Origin of the sequence: Paracoccus onchidii, assembly GCF_028294535.1 — a bacterium.
Classification (GTDB): Bacteria; Pseudomonadota; Alphaproteobacteria; order Rhodobacterales; family Rhodobacteraceae; genus Paracoccus; species Paracoccus onchidii.
Genome location: NZ_JAQBIE010000003.1, coordinates 40,699 through 65,426 on the forward strand (window position 1 = coordinate 40,699; position 24,728 = coordinate 65,426).

Annotated in this window: 23 protein-coding genes; 5 read left to right on the top strand and 18 right to left on the bottom strand. The window is 61.1% G+C overall.

What is annotated here, in order from left to right; genetic code table 11:
- Nucleotide 1: 1 nt before the first annotated feature.
- On the bottom strand, nucleotides 2–208 hold the full coding sequence (locus tag PAF17_RS02925; RefSeq protein ID WP_271887588.1) for a hypothetical protein: 207 nt from the start codon (nucleotides 206–208) through the stop codon (nucleotides 2–4).
- A 91-nt stretch (nucleotides 209–299) separates the two neighbouring features.
- A complete protein-coding gene (locus tag PAF17_RS02930; protein ID WP_271887589.1) occupies nucleotides 300–1,565 on the bottom strand; it encodes a sarcosine oxidase subunit beta family protein in 1,266 nt (421 codons plus the stop codon).
- Between the two features lie 255 nt (nucleotides 1,566–1,820).
- On the opposite strand from PAF17_RS02930, the gene ccmI reads away from it, so the two are divergent.
- Genes ccmI through PAF17_RS02945 form a run of 3 tightly spaced genes read left to right on the top strand, consistent with a single transcriptional unit; the run spans nucleotide 1,821 to nucleotide 3,805 of the window.
- Nucleotides 1,821–3,068 carry a c-type cytochrome biogenesis protein CcmI gene (gene ccmI / locus PAF17_RS02935; RefSeq protein WP_271887590.1) on the top strand — a complete coding sequence of 416 codons (1,248 nt, stop codon included), beginning with the start codon at nucleotides 1,821–1,823 and terminating at the stop codon, nucleotides 3,066–3,068.
- Nucleotides 3,065–3,532, top strand: coding sequence for a Holliday junction resolvase RuvX (gene ruvX / locus PAF17_RS02940; protein ID WP_271887591.1), 468 nt, complete (start codon nucleotides 3,065–3,067; stop codon nucleotides 3,530–3,532). The genes ccmI and ruvX overlap by 4 nt, the downstream gene beginning before the upstream one ends.
- 36 nt (nucleotides 3,533–3,568) lie before the next feature.
- A complete protein-coding gene (locus PAF17_RS02945) occupies nucleotides 3,569–3,805 on the top strand; it encodes a DUF1289 domain-containing protein (RefSeq protein WP_271887592.1) in 237 nt (78 codons plus the stop codon).
- Between the two features lie 15 nt (nucleotides 3,806–3,820).
- Here PAF17_RS02945 and PAF17_RS02950 read toward each other — a convergent pair whose 3' ends face one another.
- Genes PAF17_RS02950 through PAF17_RS02970 form a run of 5 tightly spaced genes read right to left on the bottom strand, consistent with a single transcriptional unit; the run spans nucleotide 3,821 to nucleotide 7,706 of the window.
- Nucleotides 3,821–4,696 (bottom strand): DUF6635 family protein, encoded by an 876-nt coding sequence (locus PAF17_RS02950; RefSeq protein WP_271887593.1) that lies wholly within the window; start codon nucleotides 4,694–4,696, stop codon nucleotides 3,821–3,823.
- 50 nt (nucleotides 4,697–4,746) lie between these two features.
- Nucleotides 4,747–5,520 carry an amino acid ABC transporter ATP-binding protein gene (locus PAF17_RS02955; protein WP_271887594.1) on the bottom strand — a complete coding sequence of 258 codons (774 nt, stop codon included), beginning with the start codon at nucleotides 5,518–5,520 and terminating at the stop codon, nucleotides 4,747–4,749.
- Between the two features lies 1 nt (nucleotide 5,521).
- Nucleotides 5,522–6,184, bottom strand: a complete 663-nt coding sequence (locus PAF17_RS02960) for an amino acid ABC transporter permease (RefSeq protein WP_271887595.1) — start codon at nucleotides 6,182–6,184, stop codon at nucleotides 5,522–5,524.
- Complete coding sequence (locus PAF17_RS02965) at nucleotides 6,184–6,831, bottom strand: amino acid ABC transporter permease (protein ID WP_271887596.1); 648 nt, start codon at nucleotides 6,829–6,831, stop codon at nucleotides 6,184–6,186. Before PAF17_RS02965 ends, PAF17_RS02960 begins: the two co-directional genes overlap by 1 nt.
- Before the next feature lie 56 nt (nucleotides 6,832–6,887).
- Complete coding sequence (locus tag PAF17_RS02970) at nucleotides 6,888–7,706, bottom strand: transporter substrate-binding domain-containing protein (protein WP_271887597.1); 819 nt, start codon at nucleotides 7,704–7,706, stop codon at nucleotides 6,888–6,890.
- Between the two features lie 228 nt (nucleotides 7,707–7,934).
- Here PAF17_RS02970 and katG point away from each other — a divergent pair, with 228 nt between their 5' ends.
- Nucleotides 7,935–10,148: a catalase/peroxidase HPI gene (gene katG / locus PAF17_RS02975; protein ID WP_271887598.1), complete on the top strand. Its 2,214-nt coding sequence runs from the start codon at nucleotides 7,935–7,937 to the stop codon at nucleotides 10,146–10,148.
- 68 nt (nucleotides 10,149–10,216) lie between these two features.
- Here the strand turns inward: katG and PAF17_RS02980 are convergent, their stop codons facing one another.
- From PAF17_RS02980 to PAF17_RS03020, 9 genes are all read right to left on the bottom strand, one after another.
- Nucleotides 10,217–10,552: a MerR family transcriptional regulator gene (locus PAF17_RS02980; protein WP_271887599.1), complete on the bottom strand. Its 336-nt coding sequence runs from the start codon at nucleotides 10,550–10,552 to the stop codon at nucleotides 10,217–10,219.
- Nucleotides 10,549–11,454, bottom strand: a complete 906-nt coding sequence (locus tag PAF17_RS02985) for a DnaJ C-terminal domain-containing protein (RefSeq protein WP_271887600.1) — start codon at nucleotides 11,452–11,454, stop codon at nucleotides 10,549–10,551. Before PAF17_RS02985 ends, PAF17_RS02980 begins: the two co-directional genes overlap by 4 nt.
- 59 nt (nucleotides 11,455–11,513) lie before the next feature.
- Nucleotides 11,514–12,578, bottom strand: coding sequence for an aldo/keto reductase (locus PAF17_RS02990; protein ID WP_334223652.1), 1,065 nt, complete (start codon nucleotides 12,576–12,578; stop codon nucleotides 11,514–11,516).
- Between the two features lie 92 nt (nucleotides 12,579–12,670).
- The gene (locus PAF17_RS02995) at nucleotides 12,671–13,423 is read right to left on the bottom strand and encodes an ABC transporter ATP-binding protein (protein WP_271887601.1); all 753 of its coding nucleotides are present in this window, start codon (nucleotides 13,421–13,423) and stop codon (nucleotides 12,671–12,673) included.
- Nucleotides 13,424–13,473: 50 nt separating this feature from the next.
- Complete coding sequence (locus tag PAF17_RS03000; RefSeq protein ID WP_271887602.1) at nucleotides 13,474–14,358, bottom strand: ABC transporter ATP-binding protein; 885 nt, start codon at nucleotides 14,356–14,358, stop codon at nucleotides 13,474–13,476.
- Nucleotides 14,355–15,272 (bottom strand): nickel transporter permease, encoded by a 918-nt coding sequence (nikC, locus tag PAF17_RS03005; protein WP_271887603.1) that lies wholly within the window; start codon nucleotides 15,270–15,272, stop codon nucleotides 14,355–14,357. Before nikC ends, PAF17_RS03000 begins: the two co-directional genes overlap by 4 nt.
- Nucleotides 15,269–16,261, bottom strand: coding sequence for an ABC transporter permease (locus PAF17_RS03010; protein ID WP_271887769.1), 993 nt, complete (start codon nucleotides 16,259–16,261; stop codon nucleotides 15,269–15,271). Before PAF17_RS03010 ends, nikC begins: the two co-directional genes overlap by 4 nt.
- A 93-nt stretch (nucleotides 16,262–16,354) precedes the next feature.
- Nucleotides 16,355–17,953, bottom strand: coding sequence for an ABC transporter substrate-binding protein (locus PAF17_RS03015; protein WP_271887604.1), 1,599 nt, complete (start codon nucleotides 17,951–17,953; stop codon nucleotides 16,355–16,357).
- 253 nt (nucleotides 17,954–18,206) lie between these two features.
- Entirely contained in the window at nucleotides 18,207–19,406 is a 1,200-nt protein-coding gene (locus PAF17_RS03020) for an acyl-CoA dehydrogenase (RefSeq protein WP_271887605.1), read from the bottom strand.
- 148 nt (nucleotides 19,407–19,554) lie between these two features.
- Here PAF17_RS03020 and PAF17_RS03025 point away from each other — a divergent pair, with 148 nt between their 5' ends.
- Nucleotides 19,555–20,583, top strand: a complete 1,029-nt coding sequence (locus PAF17_RS03025; protein ID WP_271887606.1) for a hypothetical protein — start codon at nucleotides 19,555–19,557, stop codon at nucleotides 20,581–20,583.
- A gap of 4 nt (nucleotides 20,584–20,587) precedes the next feature.
- On the opposite strand, the gene mgrA is transcribed toward PAF17_RS03025, so the two are convergent.
- Nucleotides 20,588–21,628 carry an L-glyceraldehyde 3-phosphate reductase gene (mgrA, locus tag PAF17_RS03030; protein ID WP_271887770.1) on the bottom strand — a complete coding sequence of 347 codons (1,041 nt, stop codon included), beginning with the start codon at nucleotides 21,626–21,628 and terminating at the stop codon, nucleotides 20,588–20,590.
- A gap of 4 nt (nucleotides 21,629–21,632) precedes the next feature.
- A complete protein-coding gene (gene ileS / locus PAF17_RS03035; protein WP_271887607.1) occupies nucleotides 21,633–24,557 on the bottom strand; it encodes an isoleucine--tRNA ligase in 2,925 nt (974 codons plus the stop codon).
- Between the last annotated feature and the right edge of the window lie 171 nt (nucleotides 24,558–24,728).

Consider the following 24,728-nt stretch of genomic DNA (forward strand, 5'->3'; position numbering starts at 1 on the left):
ATCAGTTGTCTTGTGTCGCAGACTCGGGCTGTGCCGGAGCGGTATCTGCGGGCATGCCTTCGACGGGTGCTGCCCCCTCGGCGACAGGCGCCTCGGCATCGGTCGCAACATCGCCGTCACCGCCTGCCATGAAGAAGAACAGCAATGCGACCACGACAACGACCGCACCGACGATGAAATACAATCCGTTGTTTTTTCCTTCGGCCATCGGAATTCCTTTCGGTCATAGGGTTGGTAAACACCCAATCCGACCGCCCGCGCCAAGGTTCCCGCGATGTTTTGCATGCGCAACTCTCCGCCTAATGCGCCACACCGGCGGCCACCGATTCATCAATGAAGCGCCCTTCGCGAAACCGGTTCAGACCGAAATCTGCAGCAAGTGCACCCGGCTGCCCATTGGCGACCAGTTCCGCCATCGCCCAGCCCGACCCGGGTATCGCCTTGAACCCACCGGTGCCCCAGCCGCAATTGACAAAGACATTCCCGACCGGCGTCGTTGACAGGATGGGCGAGCGGTCGCCCGTCATATCCACGATCCCGCCCCACTGGCGCAGCATCTTCAGGCGGCTGATCATCGGAAAGGTCTCGACCAGCGCGCGGACGGTTTCCTCGACATGGTGCCAGCTGCCGCGCTGGGTATAGTTGTTGAACCCGTCGGTGCCGCCACCAATCACCATTTCGCCCTTGTCCGATTGCGACAGATAGCCATGGACGGTGTTGGCCATCACCACCACATCCATGCAGGGCTTGATCGGTTCACTGACCAGCGCCTGCAACGCGACGCTTTCGATCGGCAGGCGGAACCCGGCCATCTCGGCCAACTGGCTGGAATGCCCGGCAACCACCATGGCCAGCTTTTCGCAGCCGATTCGTCCTTTCGAGGTATTGACGGCGCGCACCTGACCGCCTTCGGTCTCGACGCCGGTCACCTCGCAGTTCTGGATGATATGCATCCCCATATCCGAACAGGCGCGGGCATAGCCCCAGGCCACGGCATCATGGCGCGCCGTGCCGCCACGTGCTTGCAGCAATCCCCCCAGAACCGGATAGCGCGGCCCGTCCAGGTTGATGATCGGCACCAGTTCCTTGACGCGCTGGGGGTCGATCCATTCGGTGCTGACACCTTGCAGATTGTTGGCATATACCGTGCGCTTGTAGCCACGCACCTCATGTTCGGTCTGGGCCAGCATGATCACCCCGCGCGGGCTGAACATGACGTTGTAGTTCAGTTCTTGAGACAGATTTTCATACAGTTTCAGCGCCTTGTCATAGATGGCCGCCGATGGATCCTGAAGATAGTTCGACCGGATGATCGTGGTGTTGCGACCGGTATTGCCGCCGCCCAGCCAGCCTTTTTCGATAACCGCCACATCGGTAATGCCGAAATTCTTGCCAAGGTAATAGGCGGTGGCCAGGCCATGCCCCCCCGCGCCGACAATCACGACCTGATAGCGATCGCGCGGCTGAGGATTGGCCCAGGCCCGATTCCAGCCCTGATGTTGACGCAACGCCTCGCGCGCAATGGCGAAAACGGAATAGCGGCCTGAGCGTGGCGCGGTCGGCATGGGCATCCCCCCTGGCTAAATTAACGACACAATGGCCGCAGGCCCGATGTCGCTCAAGGCATGATGCGGCAGATCAAATCAAAATGCGACATCGGCGCAAATCATCCTGCCGGTTCTGACGCCCCGGGAATCGTCGGATCCCATGACAAAGGCGTGAAACCCGCGACACCGCCCCCAAATTCCGCCCCATGCGGCAAGCCGACGCTTTCAGACAGGCGCGAAGCCTATTACAGGTGTGGCAACTGGAGGGATGCGATGTTCTGGATTATCTGCGCCGCACTGTTGCTGATTGTTGCGGTGGCGATTCTTGCCCCTGTCTGGCGTCAGCGTGGCGACAATGGCGAGACCGCGCCGGCGGCCTCGTTCGACATGAAGGTCTATCGCGATCAGATGCAAGAGGTCGAACGCGATCTGGAACGGGGAGTGATCGCCCCGGACGAGGCCGAGCGTCTGCGCACCGAGATCGGGCGCAAGATTCTGGATGCCGATCGCAGAATGGCCGATGCACCGACCCAAAGAAAGGGAGGCGCCGTCATTGCCGCGATCACGGTGATGGCCATCATATCGGGCGGAGCGGTCGCGCTGTACCTGCGCGAAGGTGCGCCCGGCATGCCGGACCTGCCGATCGCCGAGCGCATTGCCCAGGCACAACGCGCCTATGATGAACGCCCCGATCAGGCCACCGCGGAATCGCAGGCGCCCGCCCGCGCGCCCGTGACCGAGGCCGAGGCCGACCCGGAATATCTTGATCTGGTCGAACAGCTGCGCCGCGCAGTTGCGGAAAAGCCCGACGACCCTCAGGGCCTGACCCTGCTGGCCAATAGCGAAATGAGACTGGGAAACATTCCCGCCGCGCGTGATGCGCAGCAAAAACTGGTCGATCTGCGCCAAGACGAAGCCAGCGCCCAGGAACTGATGCAGCTTGCCGCATTGATGATGGAAGCCGCTGGTGGGCTGATCACCCCACAGGCCGAGGAAGTGCTGGCCCGTTCGCTGCAAAAAGACCCGTCGCAACCGCAGGCACGCTATCTTCTGGGCATGTTGCAACTGCAAAATGGGCGCCCGGACCGCGCGTTCCCGATCTGGCGCGATCTGCTTGAGGCCGGCCCCGAGGATGCGCCATGGATCGGACCGATCCGCAACAGCATTCCCGATCTTGCCTGGCTTGCCGGAGAGCCGAATTACCAACCCCCCGCGCCTGCGGCCGGCAGCATGCCCACCCTGCCCGGCCCCGATCAGGACAGCATCGCTGCCGCCCGTGATCTCAGCCCGGAAGAACGGCAGGATATGATACAAAACATGGTCAGCCAGCTGGAAACCAGACTTGCCGAAGAAGGCGGCACGCCGCAAGAATGGGCGCGCCTGATTTCCTCGCTGGTCATTCTGGGGCAAACCGACCATGCACGCGACATCTGGGGCGAAGCCCAGCTACGCTTTGCGGCCTCGGCCGAGGCTCTGGCCCCGATCCGCGCCGCGGCACAAGACGCAGGACTGCTTGAATGATCCACGAAGACCTTGCCCCGTTCCACGCCGAACTGCCCGCCTTTGGGGCGCTGGCCGGCCTCGATCTTGGCACCAAGACCATCGGCGTCGCCATCAGCGACAACATGCGCCAGGTGGCTTCACCGCTGACGGTGATCCGGCGCAAGAAATTCACGCTGGACGCGGCCGAACTGCTGAAGATCGTGGCCGAGCGTGACATTGCGGGAATTGTCCTGGGCCTGCCGCGCAACATGGATGGCAGCGAAGGTCCGCGTGCGCAATCCACGCGTGCCTTTGCCAGAAACCTGTCAGGGCTTACGCAGTTGCCGATTTCCTACTGGGACGAACGGCTTTCCACCGTTGCCGCCGAACGCGCCCTGTTGGAGGCGGACACGTCACGCCGCAAACGCGCCGAAGTCATCGATCAGGTTGCGGCCGGGTATATTCTTCAGGGTGCATTGGACCGGCTGCGGCATCTGGGCTGAGCACACGGCATCCATGCCTTTTCAGGAAACACTCGCATGGCAGACAGCACCCCGATCTGGACGAGGGATGAACCTCAAAGCCCTTGCGTGAATATCTGCGTCATGCACCCGCATGAAGGGATCTGCGTCGGCTGCCTGCGCACGCTGGACGAAATCGCCGGTTGGGGCAGCATGCCCGCCGAAACCAGGCGGGACATCATGGCGCAACTGCCCGCGCGCAAATCCCTGCTGAAAAAGCGGCGTGGCGGAAAATCGGCGCGCCGCCCGACCTGAACGATCAGGCCGCGATCAGCGCAGGCCGCGCCATGTCACCATCAACGCATCGACAATATCACCGGCACGGGCAAGGACATGTTCCCGTTCCAGCGTCGGGGTAGCGGCCTGACGGTCCAGACGATCCAGCAACCGCATCATCCGGCGGCGATGTGTTCCGCTCCAGCGTTGCAACGGATCGGCCAGCAAACCGGCAAAGGTGGTGATCAAAGACGCCGCTACCGCCAACCCCACGCCTGTCATCACGATCTGCGCGGTCGAGGGTTCGGCCGGGAAAAGCCCGTTCCACACACGCCCCAGCCCTGACCCAAGCGCGAATTCCTCGATCGCGCGGGTTCGGGCGCGCAGCTCTGCTATGGGGCCGGCGAGGGAAATGACCCCCGGCGTGGTCGCGCGAAACATGAACGCGCCCAGGATAAGAACGATGGCCGACGTGGTGATTTCAGCAATCGCGTTCCGGGTTTCCGTATAACCACTCACGGCCCGGCGCATGGCCTTAGGGGCAGGCTTGTCCAGCAAGCCTTGTTCGACAAGCCCGTCCAGAAAGGCCGTCAGCTCCAGGTCAAGCCTGCGCCCGACATCCGAGGGCAGGAAGATCCGCCGCGCGCCCAGCCATCGCGCTGCCCGGCACAATCGCAGCACGCCCAGCATCACCGCGCCCAGGCGGGTCAACAGAAAGACCGGGGACAACGCCACATTTGCGGGCGCACGCAGCAAATCCAGACCGATCGCGGCACGATGCAATCTGACCGTGCCCCTGATGCCAAACTGCCGGGCCACGAACGCATCGACTGCCCTTCGTCGTGCAAGCTGCCTGTCGTCCATATCACCCATGCCGGACCGCCCCATCCTGATCAACAGATAGTGGCTGCGGACGCCTTGTGCCAGCATCGGATCGCAGGATACCGGGATTTAGATCCGCCAATCCGGTGGCCGCGAAACTAGAACGCGTTGCGTTCGTGATAGGTGCGCAGGAATGCCCTGATCCGCGCGTCACGGGGATGATGCAAGATCGTCGAAGGCGTATCGACCGCCACCAATTCACCACCTTCGAGAAAGGCCACCTGATCGGCGACATGCGCCGCAAAGCCCATCTCGTGGGTGACGACCACCATCGTCATTCCTTCGCTGGCCAATGTCTTCATGACGCCCAGAACTTCGCCGACCAGCTCCGGGTCAAGCGCGCTGGTCGGTTCATCAAACAACATCAACCGGGGTTCCATCGCAATGGCGCGGGCGATTGCGACCCGCTGTTGCTGACCACCGGACAGGCGCGCGGGGTGATTGCCCATCTTGTCGGCCATGCCAACCTTGCGAAGGGCTTCGGCGGCACGTTCCTCGGCATCGGGTTTGCGCAGCCCGCGCACGCGGATCAGCCCTTCGGCCACGTTCTGCTGGGCCGTCATATGCGGCCACAGATTGAATTGTTGGAACACCATGCCGATCGACCGGCGCATATCACGCAACCTGCGTCCCGACATCGGCTTGCCCGGCGCATCATAGCCGATCATCTGCCCATCAATCAGGATTTTACCCGACTCGTAAGGTTCGAGAAAATTGATGCATCGCAGCAGCGTCGACTTGCCCGAACCCGACGGGCCGATCAGGCAAGTCACCTTGCCCGGAGGTATCGACAGGTCAATATCCTTCAGCGCCTGAAACGGACCATAGAACTTGTTGACCTTGCGGATCTCGACTGCGGATGCCTGAACCATCTCAGACCCTTTCAACCAGATGTTTGGTAATACGACGCTCCAATCGGCGCCCCAAGCGTGAGATCGCCTCGACCAGCCCCCAGAAAAACAGCGCCAGAACCAGATTCGCTTCGAGATAGCGGAATGTTTCGGTCGACATCCGGCTGACCTGATACATCAGTTCGGGCACGGTGATGATCGACAGGATCACAGTTTCCTTGGTCAGAATGATCGAAAAATTGACCAGGGCCGGCAATGCCGAAACCAATCCCAGCGGCAATAGAATCCGACGGATAACGACCGGCTCGGCCATGCCGATGGCCCGCGCGGCCTCGATCTGCCCGACCGGAACCGCAGTAAAGCCCGATCGGAAAATCTCGGCAAAATAGGGGCTGCCATAGATCGTCAGCCCCAGCAAACCGGCAGGCACAGCGTCCAGACGCAGGCCAATCAACGGTCCACCATAATACAGAACGAAAAGCTGAACCAGAAAGGGCGTGCCCCGGATGACCTCGATATAGGCCTGCAAGATCCAGCGCAGCGGCCTGCCCCCATAGCGTTGCGCCAGCGCGATCAGCAGACCCAACGCCATCCCCAGAAGGGTGCCAACCAGCCAGCAGAAGACAGTGGTTGCGAAACCGCGCAACAAAAGCGGTCCGTATTGCTGCAACACCCCGAAATCCATCACACCGCCGCCCTGTGTTCCAGCCAGCGCCCGATAGCCGCAAGGCACAGGTTGATCACCAGATAGATACAGGCCGCAGCCAGATAAACCTCAAGCGGACGGAATGTCGTTGCCGCCTGTGCCTGGCTGGCGCGCGTGATTTCCAGAATGCCGACCACCGAAACAAGTGACGACGCCTTGACCAGCAGGATCAGCTCGTTGATCAGCGCAGGCAGCGACATCACCACGGCCTGCGGCAGGATGATCCGCGTCCAGATATCCCCGGATGACATGCCGATTGCCTCGGCCGCCTCGGTCTGGCCAGGCGGAAGCGCGGCAATCGCGCCCCGCCAGATTTCACTGATATAGGCGCTGGCACAGATACCGACGCTGATCACCGCTGCGGCAATCGCCGGCACATTGATGCCCACCACCGGCAACAGGTAATACAGAAGCAGCAATTGCACCAAAAGCGGCACACCACGCAGAAAACTGACCCAGATCGCCGCGAATTTGCGCAACCACGCGTTCCGGGACAAGGCCGCTGCGCATATCGCAGCCCCCAGAACCAGACCCAGCGCAATGCCGAGGCCCGATACCAGCAACGTGTATCGCGCGGCCCACAGCAGCGGGCCGAAACTGTCGATGAAGGTCTGGATACTGAACATCAGGGCGTCGATTGCGCGAAGCCGCAGGCAGGGTCAAGCCCCGCCTGCGGCAAAAATCAGCTCGCCGGGGCCGTCAATGGCAGTTCGGTATATGTGCCCAGCCATTTTTCCTGAATGGCCTGCACCCGGCCGTCTTCGGTCATCTTTGCAATCGCGTTCTCGATCGCCTTGGCAAATGCCTCGCTGTCGGGCTCTTTGCGCAACGCCCAGGCGAAATAGGTGGGCTCGCCGAATTGTGCGGGTTCGAACAGGGCAAAGGTCTCGGGGCGGTTTTTCACAAGATAGGTCAGATTCGGCAAAGAGCCGGCAACCGCGTCCAATCGCCCCACGGCCAGATCGGCATAGGCTTCATCGGTGGTGCCGTATTCCTTGATGCTGATCCCGCCCAAGGTTTCGCCGAATGCCTCCAGCTGACGAAACTGCGCCGTGCCTTGCTGGACGCCGATTGTCTTGCCGGCAATATCCTCGGGCTTTTGCAGATCCTCGCTGCGCGCGGATCTGACCAGCGACACCGTCGCATCTGCGATCGGCGGCGTAAAGGTATAGCGTTCCTGCCGTTCGGCGGTGATGGTTACCGGCGCGATGATAATGTCGAACTTGCCGACCTCAAGCCCGGGCAACTCGGCGGGCCAGGGAATATCCTGATAGACCGGTTCGACGCCCAATTCCTTGCTGACCTCATCAAACAGATCCTTGGTCATGCCCTCATAGGTGCCGTTGGTCAGCATATCGAAAGGTGCATAATGCATGTCGGTGGCTGTCACGATCTTGCCCGCCGCCTGGATGTCGGCCAACTGGTCAGCCAGAACCGGAAGCGCCGCCCCAGCGGCGACAAACCCGAAAAGCGCGCCGGTCAGCATGGTCTTGAGGGTCATGAAAATCTCCTTCTAGGTCGGCGCGGTTATTGCCGCAAAAAACCATGAATACCAGCAGCACCAACGCCCCGAGCGATGGCGTGCAGCAGGTTTCAGGACCGCAATATCAGTGTTGTTTATTGAAAATATCAGAAACTACAATTTTCCCCTATGGCAATGCCCTGATACATTCAGGTCATCACCTTGGGACAGACTCGTTCCGCAGCAACAGCCCGATGGGAGGCCACGATGGACGGAAATGATACACCTGCCGGAAAATGCCCGGTCATGCATGGCGGTGCACGCCATGTCAGCTTGGACGGTCGCAGCAATCGCGATTGGTGGCCAAACCAGCTGAACCTGAAAATCCTGCATCAGAACACGCCATTGTCGAACCCCATGGGGGATGATTTCGATTATCGGGCCGCGTTTCAGAAGCTGGACCTCGATGCCGTCAAGAAAGACCTGTTCGCGCTGATGACCGACAGCAAGGACTGGTGGCCCGCAGATTACGGGCATTACGGCCCGTTCTTTATCCGCATGGCCTGGCACAGCGCGGGAACCTATCGCACCGGGGACGGTCGCGGCGGATCCTCGTCCGGGTCGCAGCGTTTCGCGCCCCTGAACAGCTGGCCCGACAATGGCAATCTGGACAAGGCACGGCGGTTGTTGTGGCCGATCAAACAGAAATACGGCGACGCCCTGTCATGGGCCGATCTGCTGATCATGGCCGGCAATTGCGCCATTGAATCGATGGGCGGCAAGGTCTTTGGGTTTGGCGGCGGGCGCGAAGACATCTGGGAACCCGAAGAAGACATCTATTGGGGCGCCGAGGAAGAATGGCTGGCCACCAGCGACAAGACCGGCAGCCGCTATTCGGGCGATCGCGATCTGGAAAACCCCCTGGCCGCGGTGCAGATGGGGCTGATCTATGTGAATCCCGAAGGTCCGGACGGCAACCCCGACCCGGTCGCGTCGGGCCGCGACATCCGCGAGACATTCGGCCGCATGGGGATGAATGACGAAGAAACGGTCGCGCTGACAGCAGGGGGCCACACCTTCGGCAAATGCCACGGCGCAGGCGACGCGGCGCTGGTCGGCCCCGAACCCGAAGCTGCGGATATTGCCGCACAGGGGCTTGGCTGGCTCAGCAGTTTCAAAAGCGGCAAGGGCGGCCATACCATTACCTCAGGCATCGAAGGTGCCTGGACGCCGAATCCGACGCAATGGGACAACGGCTATTTCGACATGCTGTTCGGCTATGACTGGGAATTGACCAAAAGCCCGGCCGGCGCACATCAATGGACGCCCGTCGACGTGGGCGAGGATCACATGGCTCCGGCCGCCGATGACGCCTCTGCAAAGGTCAAGACCATCATGACCACCGCCGATATGGCGATGCGGATGGATCCGATCTATGAACCGATCTCGCGTCGTTTCCACGAACATCCAGAGGAGCTGAAAGAAGCATTTGCCCGCGCGTGGTACAAGCTGACCCATCGCGACATGGGTCCGAAAGCGCGGTATCTGGGCACTGATGTCCCGGCCGAGGACTTGATTTGGCAAGACCCCCTGCCCCGGCCAGACTACCCCGCAATCGACGCGCAGGACATCGCGGATCTCAAATCGCGGATCTTGGGCAGCGGACTGACCACCGCCGAACTGGTGCAGACCGCCTGGGCCAGCGCGGCCACGTTCCGTGGCTCGGACAAGCGTGGCGGCGCGAATGGTGCGCGCATCCGCCTGACGCCCCAAAAGGATTGGGATGTAAACCAGCCCGAGCAATTGTCTCGGGTAATCGCACAGCTTGAAAAGCTGCAATCCGATTTCAATGCCTCGGCGACGGGCGGCAAGCAGGTTTCCCTTGCCGATCTGATCGTGCTTGCGGGCGGTACCGCGATCGAACAGGCCGCCGGCGGGGCAATCGAGGTGCCCTTCACACCCGGACGCGTCGATGCGGGCGACGATCAGACCGACATCGAGGGCATGCAGTTCCTCGAACCCGAGGCCGACGGGTTCCGCAACTATCTCAAGGCCGATTACAACGTCCCGACCGAAAAGCTGCTGGTCGATCGTGCGCAATTGCTGACCTTGACGGCGCCGGAAATGACCGTGTTGATCGGCGGATTGCGTGTGCTGGGCAACAATCACGGCAATTCCGGCCATGGCGTCTTTACCGATCGCCCCGGTCAGTTGACGAATGATTTCTTCGTCAACCTGCTGGATATGGACACCGAATGGAAACCCGTCGAAGGGTCCAGGGACATCTTCGAAGGGCGTGATCGCAGCACGGGCGATGCCAAATGGACAGGCACGCGGGTCGACTTGGTCTTTGGGTCGAATTCACAGCTTCGAGCCCTGGCCGAAGTCTATGCCTGCGATGGCAATCAGGCCCGTTTCATGAAGGACTTTGCCCGTGCCTGGGCCAAGGTTATGAACGCGGATCGCTTTGATCTGCTTTAACCCATGATACCGGGGCGCGGCGGCGAATGGCCGGCGCGCCCTGCCCCATGTCTCATGTCTCGGCAGTGTTAATCGCGCAGGCGGTGAACGATCCGATGGATGCGCAGACGCACTTCGTCCGGCTCTTCGGCGACGGCATGCATCAGGGCGCGCATATCCCCGCGCGCTGTGTTCAGCTGATCCACCAGCGACATGACAAGATGCATGGCATCGCCCTTCAGCTCATACCCTTCCAGCAGATCGCACAGCAGTCGCAGCCGGGCGATATCGGCATCTCGATAGGCGGGTCCGCTGTCGGTCTGCAAGGGCTGCACGATCTGTTCGCGAACAAAGACCTGCAAGCGCCGCTCGGTCAGGTCATCCACCAGAGTGACAACCTCGGCGGCTGTGTAATGCCGGGTCATGACGCGCCCCCCTTGCGCGGATCATATGCATGATCCTTGCGCCATTCCTCCATGAACCGGGCCAGATCCTCATCGATCGCGGGCGGCATGACGATCTTCAATTCGACATGCTGGTCGCCGCCCTTGATGCCGCGCCCGCGCAATCGCAACCGTTGGCCCGTCGTCGCCCCCCTGGGAATGGTCAGGTTCACGGGACCATCGATGGTCGGCACCGGAACCTTGGCGCCCAGCACCGCCTCATCCATCGCGATTGCAAGGGTCACAGACACATCATTGCCATCGCGGTTGAACTGGGCATGAGGCGCGATGGCAATGGTCAGATAGGCATCACCGGCGCCGCCCCGCCCCATTCCCCTGCCACCCTTGCCGCGCAGGCGGATGGTCTGACCGTCGCGCACGCCTTCGGGGATGGCCACCTCCAGATCACCCCCTTCGGGCAGGCTGACACGGGCTTTGCCACCTTTCGCGGCCGTGATGAAATCGATCTCCAGATTGAAGCGATAGTCCTGACCGCGCATGTCCTGCGCCCCCGGATGCGCACCGAAACCTCTGCCACGGCGACCGAACAGATCCGCAAAAACATCTGACAGATCGGGATCGCCCTCGAACCCATAGCCCTGCGAATAGGGATGCCCCGATGCTTCTGCATGTTCGCGGTAATATCGGCGTTGCGGGTTTTCCTGACCCTGGCCATCGATCTCACCCGCATCAAAGCGGCGGCGCTGGTCAGGATCTTTCAGCAGATCATAGGCGGCGGAGGCCGTCTTGAAACGTTCGGCCGCAACCGGATCGGGGTTCAGATCCGGATGTGCCTCTTTGGCGATCGTTCGATAGGCTTTCTTGATTTCGGCATCGGTGGCCGATTTCGTCAGCCCCAGCGCAGCATATGGATCAGCCGCCATGTCAGATACCCCCGCTTCCTGTCCTGCATATCAGCAACATAGGTCGCGGGGATATTTCATCAATAGGGCAGCGGATGTTCCCGGTGCAGTCGCGCGATGGCCTTGGCCAGATCTTCGGGCAGCGGTTTCCCGAACCCCGCAACCATGTGCTGAAGCTGATCGAAATCCGTGGCGCCGATGATCGGCACGACCTTGAAGGGACGCGTCAATTGCCAGGCGATCGACATATGCACCGGATCCCAACCATGCTTGCGGGCCAGGTCGACATAGGCAGCAACGGCGGCCTCGGCCCGGTTGGTCTTGCGTCCCCCCAGATTGCCCATGCCCCCGGCGGCCTTGTCCACCGCGACGCGGCTTTGCGCCGGGATGTTCCCATCGGCATATTTCCCCGTCAGCAATCCCGCCGCCAAGGGCGAATAGGCCAGCAGGGTGACATCTTCGTTGACTGCGGTTTCGGCGAGGTCGGTGTCGTATTGGCGATACAACAGGGAATATTCATTCTGAATCGCCGCAATACGTGGCGCCCCCAAACGATCGGCAACATCGCACCAACGGGTCAATCCCCAGGCACTTTCGTTGGACAAGCCCGCCGCGCGGATCTTGCCTGCCTTGCGTGCCTGAGCAAGTGCCTCCAGCACATCGGCCATATGATCAAGCGTCGCCTGGCGCGATTGCTGCGACGGATTATAGGTCCAGTTCTGGCGGAACGCATAAGATCCGCGAACCGGCCAGTGCAACTGATACAGGTCGATATAGTCGGATTGCAGTCGCGTCAGTGATTTGTCGATACATTCCAGAACGGTCTTGCCATCGAAGGGCGCACCGTCACGAATCAATTGCGTCGGGCCGGTGATCTTGGTGGCAATTTCCACCTGATCGCGCCGGCTGTTCTTGGCAAGCCATTCGCCGATCACCTGTTCCGATATGCCGAAAGTTTCGGTCTTGACCGGGTTCACGGGATACATTTCCGCGCAGTCAAAGAAAGTCATGCCGATTTCGACAGCCCGATCCATCTGCGCATGGGCCTGGGGCTGTGGCGTCTGGTTTCCATAGGTCATCGTGCCAAGGCAGATTTCGCTGACCTCGACATCGCTGCCGCCAAGCCTAACGCGGTTCATTGTCATCTTTACCATTCCTTGCGTTTCGGCCCGCAAGCTAGCGATAACACTGCAGGACGCAACCCCCGCCCCTGAAGGGCCCGTCCGCCACAGGTCCGCTACGCGCGGGAATAGCCGGCAGACGCCTGAATCAGATGCCTGGTATAGTCCTGCTGCCCGGCACCGGCCCTCAACGCAGCGCCAGACATGATCTCGACGATGCGGCCGTGCTGCATGACGGCCAAGCGGTCACACATATGGGCGACAACGGCCAAGTCATGGCTGACCATGACATAAGTCAGGTCATGTTCGGCACGAAGATCCGCCAACAGATTGAGGATCTCGGCCTGAACACTGACATCCAGCGCGCTGGTCGGTTCATCCAGCAACAACAAGCGCGGCTCGGCAGCAAGAGCCCGCGCGATCGCGACACGCTGACGCTGCCCGCCCGACAGTTGATGAGGGTAGCGAAAGCGGAATCCGCGGCCAAGACCCACATCGTCGAGCAGGCGGGCAATGCGCCGATCGATGTCCTGCATGCCCTGAAGGCGCAGGGCCTCGCTGAGGACAGCATCGACCGAGTGACGGGGATGCAGGCTGGCATAGGGGTCCTGAAAGACCATTTGCACGGTCTTGTAGAAATTCCTGTCCCGCCTGGTGCCTGAAACAGGTTGATCGTCGACGCCGATCCGTCCGGACCAGGTGTCGATCAACCCGGCGACCGCGCGCAGGATCGTGGATTTCCCCGAACCCGATTCGCCCACGAGTCCGAAGCTTTCGCCCGGTGCGACCGCAAACGTCGCCTGTTGCACGGCGTCGACCCGGTCTGGGGGAAAACCGAACCAGACGTCAAGTTGGTCCACCGTCAACATGATCGGGGACCGGGTGTCAGGGTATTTAGACGAAGAAGAAGCGGCATCGGTCACAGACCTCCGGGGAACTCGGTTTTCTGGATGTCGGGCATCGGCTCGGCATCGCGCCAACTGTCCTGACGTTGCAGGACCGGCAGGCGATCAATCGGCGCATCCAGTCGAGGAAGGCTGTTCAGCAGCCCTTGCGTATAGGGATGACGCGCGTGATGGAGATCTTGCGCGGCGAGGGTTTCCACGATCCGCCCGGCATACATGATCAGCACGCGATCACAGAACTGGGCAACCAGATTCAGGTCATGGCTGATAAAGATCAGACCCATCCCCCGATCACGGACGAGCCTGTCCATGATATTCAGCACCTCGGTGCGGACCGAGACGTCGAGGGCGGATGTCGGTTCATCGGCGATCAGGATTTCAGGATCTGGCGCAAGCATCATCGCGATCATGATCCGTTGCCCCATGCCCCCCGATACTTCGTGCGGATATGTTTCCATCACGCGGGCGGGATCACGGATCTGCACGGCATCCAGCATTTCCAGCGCCTTCTGGCGTGCTGCTGCCTTGCCCCCACCAGCATGCAGGCGGTAGGCCTCGATGATCTGGTCGCCGATCTTCATGACCGGATTCAGGCTGAATTTCGGATCCTGCATGACCATGCTGATACGGCTGCCGCGGATCTTGCGCATCTGCCTTTCGCTCAGATCCAGAAGTGGTTGATCGTGAAACTCCATGCGATCGGCCTCGACCTTGCCCGGGGGACGGATCAGCCCCAGCAACGACCTGCCGGTCATCGATTTTCCCGAGCCTGATTCCCCCACCACGCCCAGCCTTTCGCGCCCCAGATCGAAATTCACGCCGCGCACGGCCTGAAACGCGCCTTGCCGGGTCGGGAAGGTAACCCGCAGGTTTCGCACGGACAGAAGCGGCGAGGTCATTCCTTGGTTCCTTTCGGGTCAAGCACGTCGCGCAAGCCGTCGCCCAGCAGGTTGAAGGCAAGGCTGACGATGAAAATCGCCAGCCCCGGCATCGCCGCGACCCACCAGAAATCGAGGATATAGGTGCGCCCGTCAGAAATCATCGCGCCCCATTCGGGCATTGGCGGCTGCGCGCCAAGCCCCAGAAAGCCCAGTCCCGCAGCAGACAGGATGATGCCCGCCATATCCAGCGCGACCCGCACGATCAGCGAGCTGATGCAAAGCGGCCAGACATGACGGATCAGAAGGCGCATCGGCCCTGCCCCCTGCAGACGCGCGGCGGCGATGTAATCGGCATTGCGAATGGTCAGTGTTTCGGCGCGGGCCAGGCGTGCATAGGGCGGCCAGGCGGTCAGTGCCAGCGCCAGCACCGCGTTGCCGATACTGGCCCCCAATGCCGCAACGAAGGCCAGCGCCAGGATCAGCTTGGGGAAGGCAAGAAAGATATCGGTGATGCGCATCAGGACCTGATCGGTCCAGCCGCCGGTGAACCCTGCCACGGTGCCGATGAACAGCCCGATGATCGGCGCGATCAGCGCCACGGTTCCGACGATGAACAAGGTGATCCGAGAGCCATAGATCAGGCGCGACAGGATATCGCGCCCCAGCGCATCCGTGCCGAGCAGATGTTCGCCCGAAGGCGGCTGCAAGCGCCCGGCTAGGTTTTGCGTGAACGGGCTTTGAGGCGCCAACCAGGGCGCAAAGATCGCCATGCCGATCAGGATGACAAGGATGATCAGCCCCAGCATCGCCAGTTTGTTGGCGCGAAAGGTCAGCCATCCCTGATAGATTGCCCCAAGCCTTGCCTGACGGCGGGTCTGGGGCGCATCGGACAGCAGCCATTCACGTCGGGTCATGTCGCGGGATTGGCTCATTTCGACCTCGGGTCCAGAACGCGATAGAGCAGATCGCTGAGCAGGTTCAGCGCGATGAAGCTGGTCCCGACGACGATCGTGCCACCAAGGACCGCGTTCATATCCCCGGCCAGAAGCGATTTGGTGATATATTGCCCAAGGCCCGGCCAGCTGAAGATGATCTCGGTCAGGACCGAACCTTCCAGCAGCGATCCGAAGGACAAGGCGATCACGGTGACCAGCGGGATGGCGATATTTCGAAATGCATGTCGCCAGATCACCGCGCGTTCGGACAGGCCCTTGACCCGTGCCGTGGTGATGTATTCCGCACTCAGTTGTTCCAGCATGAAGCTGCGGGTCATGCGGCTGATATAGGCAAGGCTGAAATAGCCCAGAAGGCTGGCGGGCAGAATGATATGGCTGAAGGCGTCCTTGAAGGCGGGCCAGTCGCCGGCCAGCAGGGAATCGACCAGGATCAGCCCCGTGACCGAGGGGACCATGCCGTCATAGATAATGCTCTGACGACCCGGCCCGCCGACCCAGCCAAGGATGCCATAGAATACCAACAGCCCCATCAGACCCAGCCAGAAGATCGGCATTGAATAGCCAACCAGGGCCACGACGCGGGCTATCTGATCAATCAGGCCGCCACGGCGCGCGGCGGCGATGACCCCAAGCGGCACACCCACGAAAACCCCGATGAACGTGCCAAGGGTGGCCAGCTCCAGCGTGGCCGGAAAGACCCGCTTGATGTCATCGATCACCATCTGCCCGGTCGAAATCGAGCGCCCGAAATCGCCGCTGAGAACATCGCGGATATAGCCTGCGAACTGGATGTAGAGCGGCTGATCCAGACCCATTGCGCGATAGGCGGCATCATACTGGGCCTGGGTCGCGCGGTCTCCGACCACTTTCAGCACCGGGTCGATGGGCATGACCCGCCCGATGATGAATGTCACCAGCAGCAGCCCCAGAAGGGTCAGGGCCAGTGACAGCACCGTGCCGGACAGGTTGCGCAGGCGCCGATGTCGTGCCGCGCGCCTGTCTGCATTGGAAAGGGGCGGAGACTGGCTCCGCCCGCCAGAGTCGCTATGTGCCAAAGCCTATTCGCCCTTGGTGACCTGACGATAGATGACCGAGGTCACCGAGCCGCCGGAATTCCAGTTCTGCACATTTTCTTGCAGACCGGTATTCTCGATGCGCTGGAACAGCGGAACGATGGGGGCTTCGGCCTGATACTGGCGCTGGATGTCCTGATACATCTGGGCCCGCTTGTCGCCATCCTGTTCGAGGGTCGCGGCCACAGTTGCCTCGTTCATGGCTTCGGGCACGGCATAGGAATTGCGCCATGCCAGAAGGCCGGTCGCCATGGCTTCGTCGCTGTTGTCGGGATTATAGGCAAAGGTCGCCGCATTGGTATTCGGGTCGGAATAGTCAGGCCCCCATTCCCCAAGGAAAATCGGCACCTCGCGGGCGCGATAGGCATCCAGAACCTGCGCACCGGTCATCATCTCGATGTTCAGCGTCAGGCCGGCTTCGGCCATAGAAGCCTGCAGCGCCTGTGCCACATCGACATATTCACGCAGATCGCGAACCTTGGTCGTGATGGTGCCACCCTCGATACCGGCATCGGTCAGGATCTGCTTGGCTTTTGCGACATCATAGGTCCAGGGCTGATCTTCGAGCGCGCCAAGATACCCCTTGGGCAGGAAGGCCTGATGGGTCATGAACATGCCCTTCAGGAAGCTGTCGGTGATGCCCTGATAATCAACCAGGTATTTCATCGCCTCGACAACGGCGGGATTGGACAGCAGCTCGTCCTTCTGGCTCAGGCCCATATACAGGATACGGCCGCGCGGCTCATCCTTGATCTTGAGGCCATCGACATCGCCAAGCGAATCGACATCGGTCGGCGTCAGGTTGCGGGCGGCATCGATATCGCCCTTTTCCAGCAACAGGCGCTGCGCGCTTGATTCGGCGACATTGCGCACCACGACGCGCTTCATTTCCGGCGCGCCCTGCCAATACCCTTCATAGGCGGTGAATTGCACGGCCTGATTGGGCTGCCATGCCGCCAGTTCAAAGGCGCCTGAACCGGCCTCGTTCGTGTTCAGCCAGGTGTTGCCCATGTCATCGCCCTCGGCATGGCTCATGACGGTTTCCTTGTCGACGACGCTGGCGATATTGGCGGTCAGACAGTTCAGGACAAAGGACGGCGCATAGGGTTTGTCCAGCGTCAGCGTCAGCTTGTCGCCGTCAAAGCTGATCTTCTCCTCGACATTATCAGCCGTGAATCCGAACTGGGTCAGAATGAAGGCCGGGGTCTTGTCCAGCTTGACGGCGCGTTGCAGCGACCATGCCGCATCCTCGGCGCGCACCGGATTTCCGGAATGGAAGGTCACACCTTCGCGCATCGTGAAGGTGATGGACAGGCCATCCTCGGCCACCTCCCAGCTTTCGGCCAGCGAGGGCTGGAAGCCCTTGTCCAGATCCAGCGGGTCGAAATCGACCAGCCGGTCATAGGTATTGTTGTTGACGTCATTGCCCGAGAACTCAAAGCTCTGCGCCGGATCGAGGCTGATGATGTCATCAATCGCCGCCGCCACGACCAGCGTATCGGCGGGGGTCTCGGCATAGGCCGCAGGGGCAAGTGCGATGGCCGATGCCAGCAACAACGCACGCGATGTCATAAGATGTTTCATGTGGGTTCCCTGTGATCTTGTTTATTCCCCACTATTCGGGGATTTATGACGGGCAGGTTGGCCCATGCCAGACGCGCTGGCAAGAGCCGCGTGCGCGGGTCGCCCCAATCGGCCTGTCTTCCCGCCAGCGCGGGTGCGGGCAGGACAGTGCATATCCTGACCGCCGCAACTTCAGGCAGAAGAAAGCCCAGGCATGCTGGGACACCCACGCCGGAACGCCCGAAATTCAGGCAGCCGGACAATGCCCGCCGTTCTAACCAAAGGCCTGCAAACCCGTCTGTGCGCGGCCAAGGATCAGGGCATGCACGTCATGCGTGCCCTCATAGGTGTTCACGGTTTCCAGGTTCTGGGCGTGGCGCATCACATGATATTCCACCTGAATGCCGTTGCCGCCATGCATGTCGCGGGCGATGCGGGCGATGTCCAACGCCTTGCCGCAATTGTTGCGCTTGACGATCGAGATCATCTCGGGCGCGAACCTGCCTTCGTCGAACAGGCGCCCGACGCGCAGGCTGGCCTGCAGGCCAAGCGCGATTTCGGTCTGCATATCGGCCAGCTTTTTCTGATACAGCTGCGTTGCGGCCAGCGGTTTGTTGAACTGATGGCGGTCCAGACCGTATTGGCGGGCGCGGAACCAGCAATCCTCGGCCGCGCCCATCGCGCCCCAGCTGATGCCGTAACGCGCACGGTTCAGACAGCCAAACGGGCCGCCCATGCCTTCGATATTGGGCAACAGCGCGTCTTCGCCGACCTCGACATTGTCCATGACGATTTCGCCGGTGATCGAGGCGCGGAGGCTTAGCTTGCCGCCGATCTTGGGGGCGGACAGGCCCTTCATCCCCTTTTCCAGAACAAAGCCGCGCACTTTGCCGCCATGCGCCTCGGATTTGGCCCAGACCACGAAGACATCGGCGATGGGGGCATTGCTGATCCACATCTTGGACCCGTTCAGGACATAGCCGCCCTCGGTCTTTTTCGCGCGGGTCTTCATGCCGGCGGGGTCAGATCCCGCGTCAGGTTCGGTCAGGCCGAAACAGCCGATGAATTCGCCCGATGCCAGTTTCGGCAGGAACTTGTGCTTCTGGTCCTCGCTGCCATAGGCCTCGATCGGGAACATCACCAGCGACGACTGGACCGAGGCCATGCTGCGATAGCCGCTGTCGATGCGTTCGATTTCGCGCGCCACCAGCCCGTAGGACACATAGGACGCGCCGACGCCACCATATTCCTCGGCGACGGTGACGCCCAGCATCCCGGCGGCCCCCAACTCGCGAAAGATATCGGGGTCGGTATGTTCGTTCAGATAGGCGTCCTGCACCCGCGGGGCCAGGCTTTCGGCCGCAAAGGCGGCCGCGCTGTCGCGGATCATGCGTTCTTCTTCGTTCAGCTGATCGTTCAGCAGGAACGGATCGTCCCAGGTGAAGGCAGCGCCCTTGTGCGATTTCGTGGACATCGATTTCCTCCTAAACGGCGTTGCGATATTGTGCTGCCAAGCCATGGGCATTTGCAAGCAATGCAGTTTCGCAAAAACCGAGCGACCGCCGCCTTTTCCCTGCCGCGATTACAAACTACTGTCCCGGCAAAGCAACGGAACGGACCTGATGCCCGCGAAACCCCTAAAGATCCGCCCGACTCCGTCAGGAACTACCCGACCCAACCTGCTGATCGTGGCACAGGCCGGCCGGCTGGAATACGAGGCCCTGATTCTGGCGGCTAGCCTGCGCTACAGCGCAGCCGATTTCAATGGACGGCTGATCGTCGCGGTGCCACGGCCCGAAGCCGCCTGGGCAGGCCATGACACGATGATTTCCACCCCGGCCCGCGAGGCATTGGAATTTCTGGGGGCAGACATCCGTCCCTTCACCGCACGCCATTTCGGCGCGGCCTACCCCCAGGGCAACAAGATCGAGGCATTGTCCGTCCTGCCAGAAAATCAACCGTTCCTGTTTCTTGACAGTGACACCTTGATCACCGGAGCACTGGACAGGATCAGCTTTGATTTCAACCGGCCCGCCGCATCGATGCGCCGCGAGGGCACATGGCCCGAGCCACCGCTATATGGGCCGGGATATGGCGCGATCTGGAAATCGCTCTATGATCGGTTCGATCTGGATTTCGAAAGCTCGCTCGATCTGTCGCAGCCCGATGAACACTGGGAACGCTATCTCTATTTCAATGCGGGCTGGTTCTTCGGTGCTGATGCTGTCCAGTTCGGACAAAGATTCCTGGAATGGGCGCTGGCTGTACGCGAGCACCCCGGTGACGCACTGGCCTGCCAAAGCCTGAACCCGTGGCTGGATCAGATCATCCTGCCCTTGGTCATCCATTCACTTGGCGGCGGACGCCCCGATTCCACACTGGACGGGATGGATGGTCAGGTGACCTGCCATTATCGCAAGCTGCCCTTGCTATATGCGCGTGAAGCCGATCACGTGCTGGACGTTCTGGAACAGGCTGTCGCGCCAAACAGGATCAAGAAATGCCTGCGCGAATGGGAACCTGCACGGAAGCTGATCTATCAGGGCAAGGGGCGCAGCAAGATACGCCCCCTGTTCGATCGCGAAAACCTGCCCGCCCGCGAACAGCCGATCCGCGGGCAGCTGCGCAAGAAGGGCTGGTGGCTGGTCTAGGCGATCACGCCTCGCCAGCCCCTTCCGAGGACCGCGCCCACAGATTGACGTCGCCCTTGGCGGTCAGGTCGTCGATCTGCGCCAGTTCGGCATCGGAAAAGTCCAGATTGTCCAGCGCACCGACGCAATCCTGAACCTGCGAGGGGCGCGAGGCCCCGATCAGCGCACTGGTCACCCGACCACCACGCAGCGTCCAGGCCACGGCCATCTGCGCCAGCGTCTGACCGCGCGACGCCGCCAGATCGTTCAGCCCGTTCAGCCGCGCGATCATGTCATCGCTCAGCCAGTCCTGCGACAGGGACTTGCCCTGCGCCGCCCGGCTGTCCTGCGGGATGCCCTTCAGGTACTTGTTGGTCAGCATCCCCTGCGCCAGCGGGGTGAACACGATGCTGCCGACGCCCAAATCGTCCAGCGTATCCAGCAGCCCGTCATTTTCGACCCAGCGGTTCAGCATGTTATAGCTGGGCTGATGGATCAGGCAGGGCGTGCCCAGATCCTTCAGGATCGCCACGGCTTCGGCGGTGCGCTCGCTGTTATAGCTGCTGATCCCGGCATACAGCGCGCGACCCGACCGCACGATGTGATCCAGCGCGCCCATGGTCTCTTCCAGCGGCGTTTCGGGATCGAAGCGATGCGAATAGAAGATATCGACATAATCGACCCCCATCCGCTTCAGCGACTGGTCGCAGCTGGCGATCAGGTATTTGCGGCTGCCCCATTCGCCATAGGGGCCGACCCACATGTCATAGCCGGCCTTGCTGCTGATGATCAGCTGATCGCGATATCCCGCGAAATCGTTGCGCAGGATATCCCCGAACGCCTCGTCGGCGCTGCCGGGCGGCGGGCCATAGTTATTGGCCAGATCGAAATGGGTGATCCCCAGATCAAAAGCCCTGCGGCAGATGTCGCGCTTGGTCTGATGCGGCGTGTCTTGGCCGAAATTGTGCCACAGCCCAAGACTGATCGCGGGCAGTTTCAGCCCCGAACGCCCCGTGCGGCGATACTGCATCCGGTCATAGCGGTCGCCCGCGGGCTGATAGCGCAATTCCTCAACCATGGCTCAGAACCTCGTTGCAGCGGGCACAGACACCCGGATGTTCATGGGTGCCGACATCTGGCAGGATCTTCCAGCAGCGTTGGCATTTCTGCCCGTCGGCCAGTTCGAAGACCACACCGATCCCCGGCGCCTCGGCCATGCGGAACGCGTCATTCGGAACCGGATCCCCGGTCAGCGACAGGTCCGACACGATGCACATATCGGCGAAGTTCACCGATTTCAGCGCGGCCAGCATGTCGCCATCCTCGACATGGACGACCGGTGCGGCCTCGAGGCTGGCACCGATGGTCTTGTCCGAACGTTTGACCTCCAGCGCGGCAGTCACAACGCGCCGGGCGCGGCGGACGTGATCCCATTTCGCGGCCAGAGGCTCGTTCAGCCAGTCCGCCAGCGTTGTCGGAAAATCGCGTAGATGTACGCTGTCATCCTCGGACGGGAAGCGCGACAGCCAGACATCCTCCATCGTGAAGGGCAGGATCGGCGCCAGCCATGTCACCAGACGGTGATACAGGATGTCCAGAACCGTCCGCACCGCGCGGCGGCGGGTGCTGTCCGGCGCATCGCAATACAGCGCATCCTTGCGGATATCGAAATAAAAGGCCGACAGATCGACGGTGCAGAACTGGAACAGCATCTGGAACACGCCCTGGAAATCAAAGCGGTCATAGCCGGTGCGAACCCCATGATCCAACTGCGCCAGACGGTGCAGCACCCATTGCTCAAGCTCGGGCATTTCGCCTGGGGCCAGCTTCTCGCCCTCGTCGAAATCGGCCAGCGCCCCCAACATGAAGCGAAGCGTATTGCGCAACCGGCGATAACTGTCGGCGGTGCCTTTCAGGATCTCTTTCCCGATGCGCTGATCCGCCGTGTAATCGGCCTGCGCCACCCACAGACGCAGGATATCGGCGCCATATTGCTTGATGACCTCGGCCGGAACGACGGTATTGCCCAGCGACTTGGACATCTTCATGCCCTTTTCGTCCAGGGTGAACCCATGCGTCACCACGTTGCGATAGGGCGCGCGCCCCTTGGTCGCGCTGGCCTGCAACAATGACGACTGGAACCAGCCGCGATGCTGATCCGTGCCCTCCATATAGACATCGGCGATGCCGTCGGCGACCCCGTCCTGACGGTCGCGCAGCACGAAGGCATGGGTCGAACCACTGTCAAACCACACATCCAGCACATCCATGACCTGATCATAGGCATCCGGATCGACCAACCCGTCAAGCACCCGCGTCTTGAAATCGTCGCGATACCAGACATCCGCACCATCGGCCTCAAAGGCTTCGATGATCCGATCATTCACGCGCTGATCGCGCAGCAGAAAATCGGGATCGGTCGGCTTGCCCCCTTTCCTGACGAAACAGGTCAGCGGCACACCCCAGGCTCTCTGGCGTGACAACACCCAGTCAGGACGACCTTCGACCATGGAATGAATGCGGTTGCGCCCGGTCTGCGGCCACCACTTCACCAGCTTGTCGATGCTGCTCAATGCGCGCGCACGGATCGTGTCGCCGTGATCGCCCATTCCGTCTTCCAGCGGCTTGTCGATTGCGGCAAACCATTGCGCCGTATTGCGATAGATCAGCGGAGCCTTCGAGCGCCAGCTATGGGGATAGCTGTGCTTGATCTTGCCCTTGGCCAGAAGCCTGCCCGCCCATGCCAACTGTTTGATGACACTTACATTGGCCGGGCCGTCCTTGCCATCCGAAGCAACGATGGCCTCGCCGCCGAACAGCGGCAGATCGGCACGATAGCTGCCATCCGGTTCGACATTATAGGTCATTGGCAGCTTGTATTTCAGACCCAGCTGATAATCGTCATCACCGTGGCTGGGCGCGGTATGCACAAAACCCGTGCCCGCATCGTCAGTCACATGATCGCCCGGCAGCATGGGAACGTCATAGTCCCACTCGCCTTCAGCCCCCTCGACCCCGCGCAACGGGTGGGCCAGCACCAATCCATCAAGATCGGCGGCCGCAACATCAGCCACGCGGGTCCAATCCTCGATTTTGCCCGAAGTCTTGACGCTGTCGGCCAACGCATCGGCCAGAACCAGAAGTTCACCGGTTCTTGCGGTGGCATTTTCGGCCACCTGGCCAACCTCATACAAGCCATAGGCGATGTCAGGATTGAACGCGACCGCACGGTTCTGCGGAATTGTCCAGGGCGTGGTGGTCCAGATCACGACATTGACAGGTTTCTTCTTCGCGAAAATACCCTGCTCGCTCACCACCTCGAACCGCACCCAGATGGTGTGGCTGGTGTGATCGTGATACTCGACCTCGGCCTCGGCCAGCGCGGTCTTTTCGACCGGCGACCACATCACGGGCTTGCTGCCTTGATACAGGCTGCCATTCATCAAAAGCTTCATGAACTCGGCCGCGATCACCGCCTCGGCATGGTAATCCATCGTCAGATAGGGATCTTCCCATTTGCCGGTGATACCCAACCGCTTGAACTCGTCACGTTGGACATTCACCCAATGATCGGCAAAGCGGCGGCATTCCTGACGGAACTCGACCACATCGACGGCATCCTTGTCCTTGCCCTCATTGCGGTATTTTTCCTCGATCTTCCATTCGATCGGCAGGCCGTGGCAATCCCAGCCCGGCACATAGCGCGCATCGCGCCCCATCATCTGGTGACTGCGCACGATGATGTCCTTGATGGTCTTGTTCAGCGCGTGCCCGATATGCAGATGGCCATTCGCATAGGGCGGGCCGTCATGCAGGATGAACGGGCTGCGCCCTTCGGCACGTTCGCGCAACCGATCATAGATGCCGATCCGCTCCCAGCGATCCAGCCATTCGGGCTCGCGCTGAGGCAATCCGGCACGCATCGGGAAATCGGTCTTGGGCAGAAAAACGGTATCGCGGTAATCTGGGGCGTCGGAGGGGGTTTCGGCGCTCATCGGGGTGATCCTTCGTCATGCATTTGAACAGGCGTAACCCGGCGGCGTAAAACCTTACGCCACCGGGCTGCTAATTCGATGTTCAAACGCCGGAAATTCCATGCAGCCTCTATAGAAAGGCGACGGCATGGCTGCAAGCACAGCCCACCAAAGATTGCTCGATTTCCATAT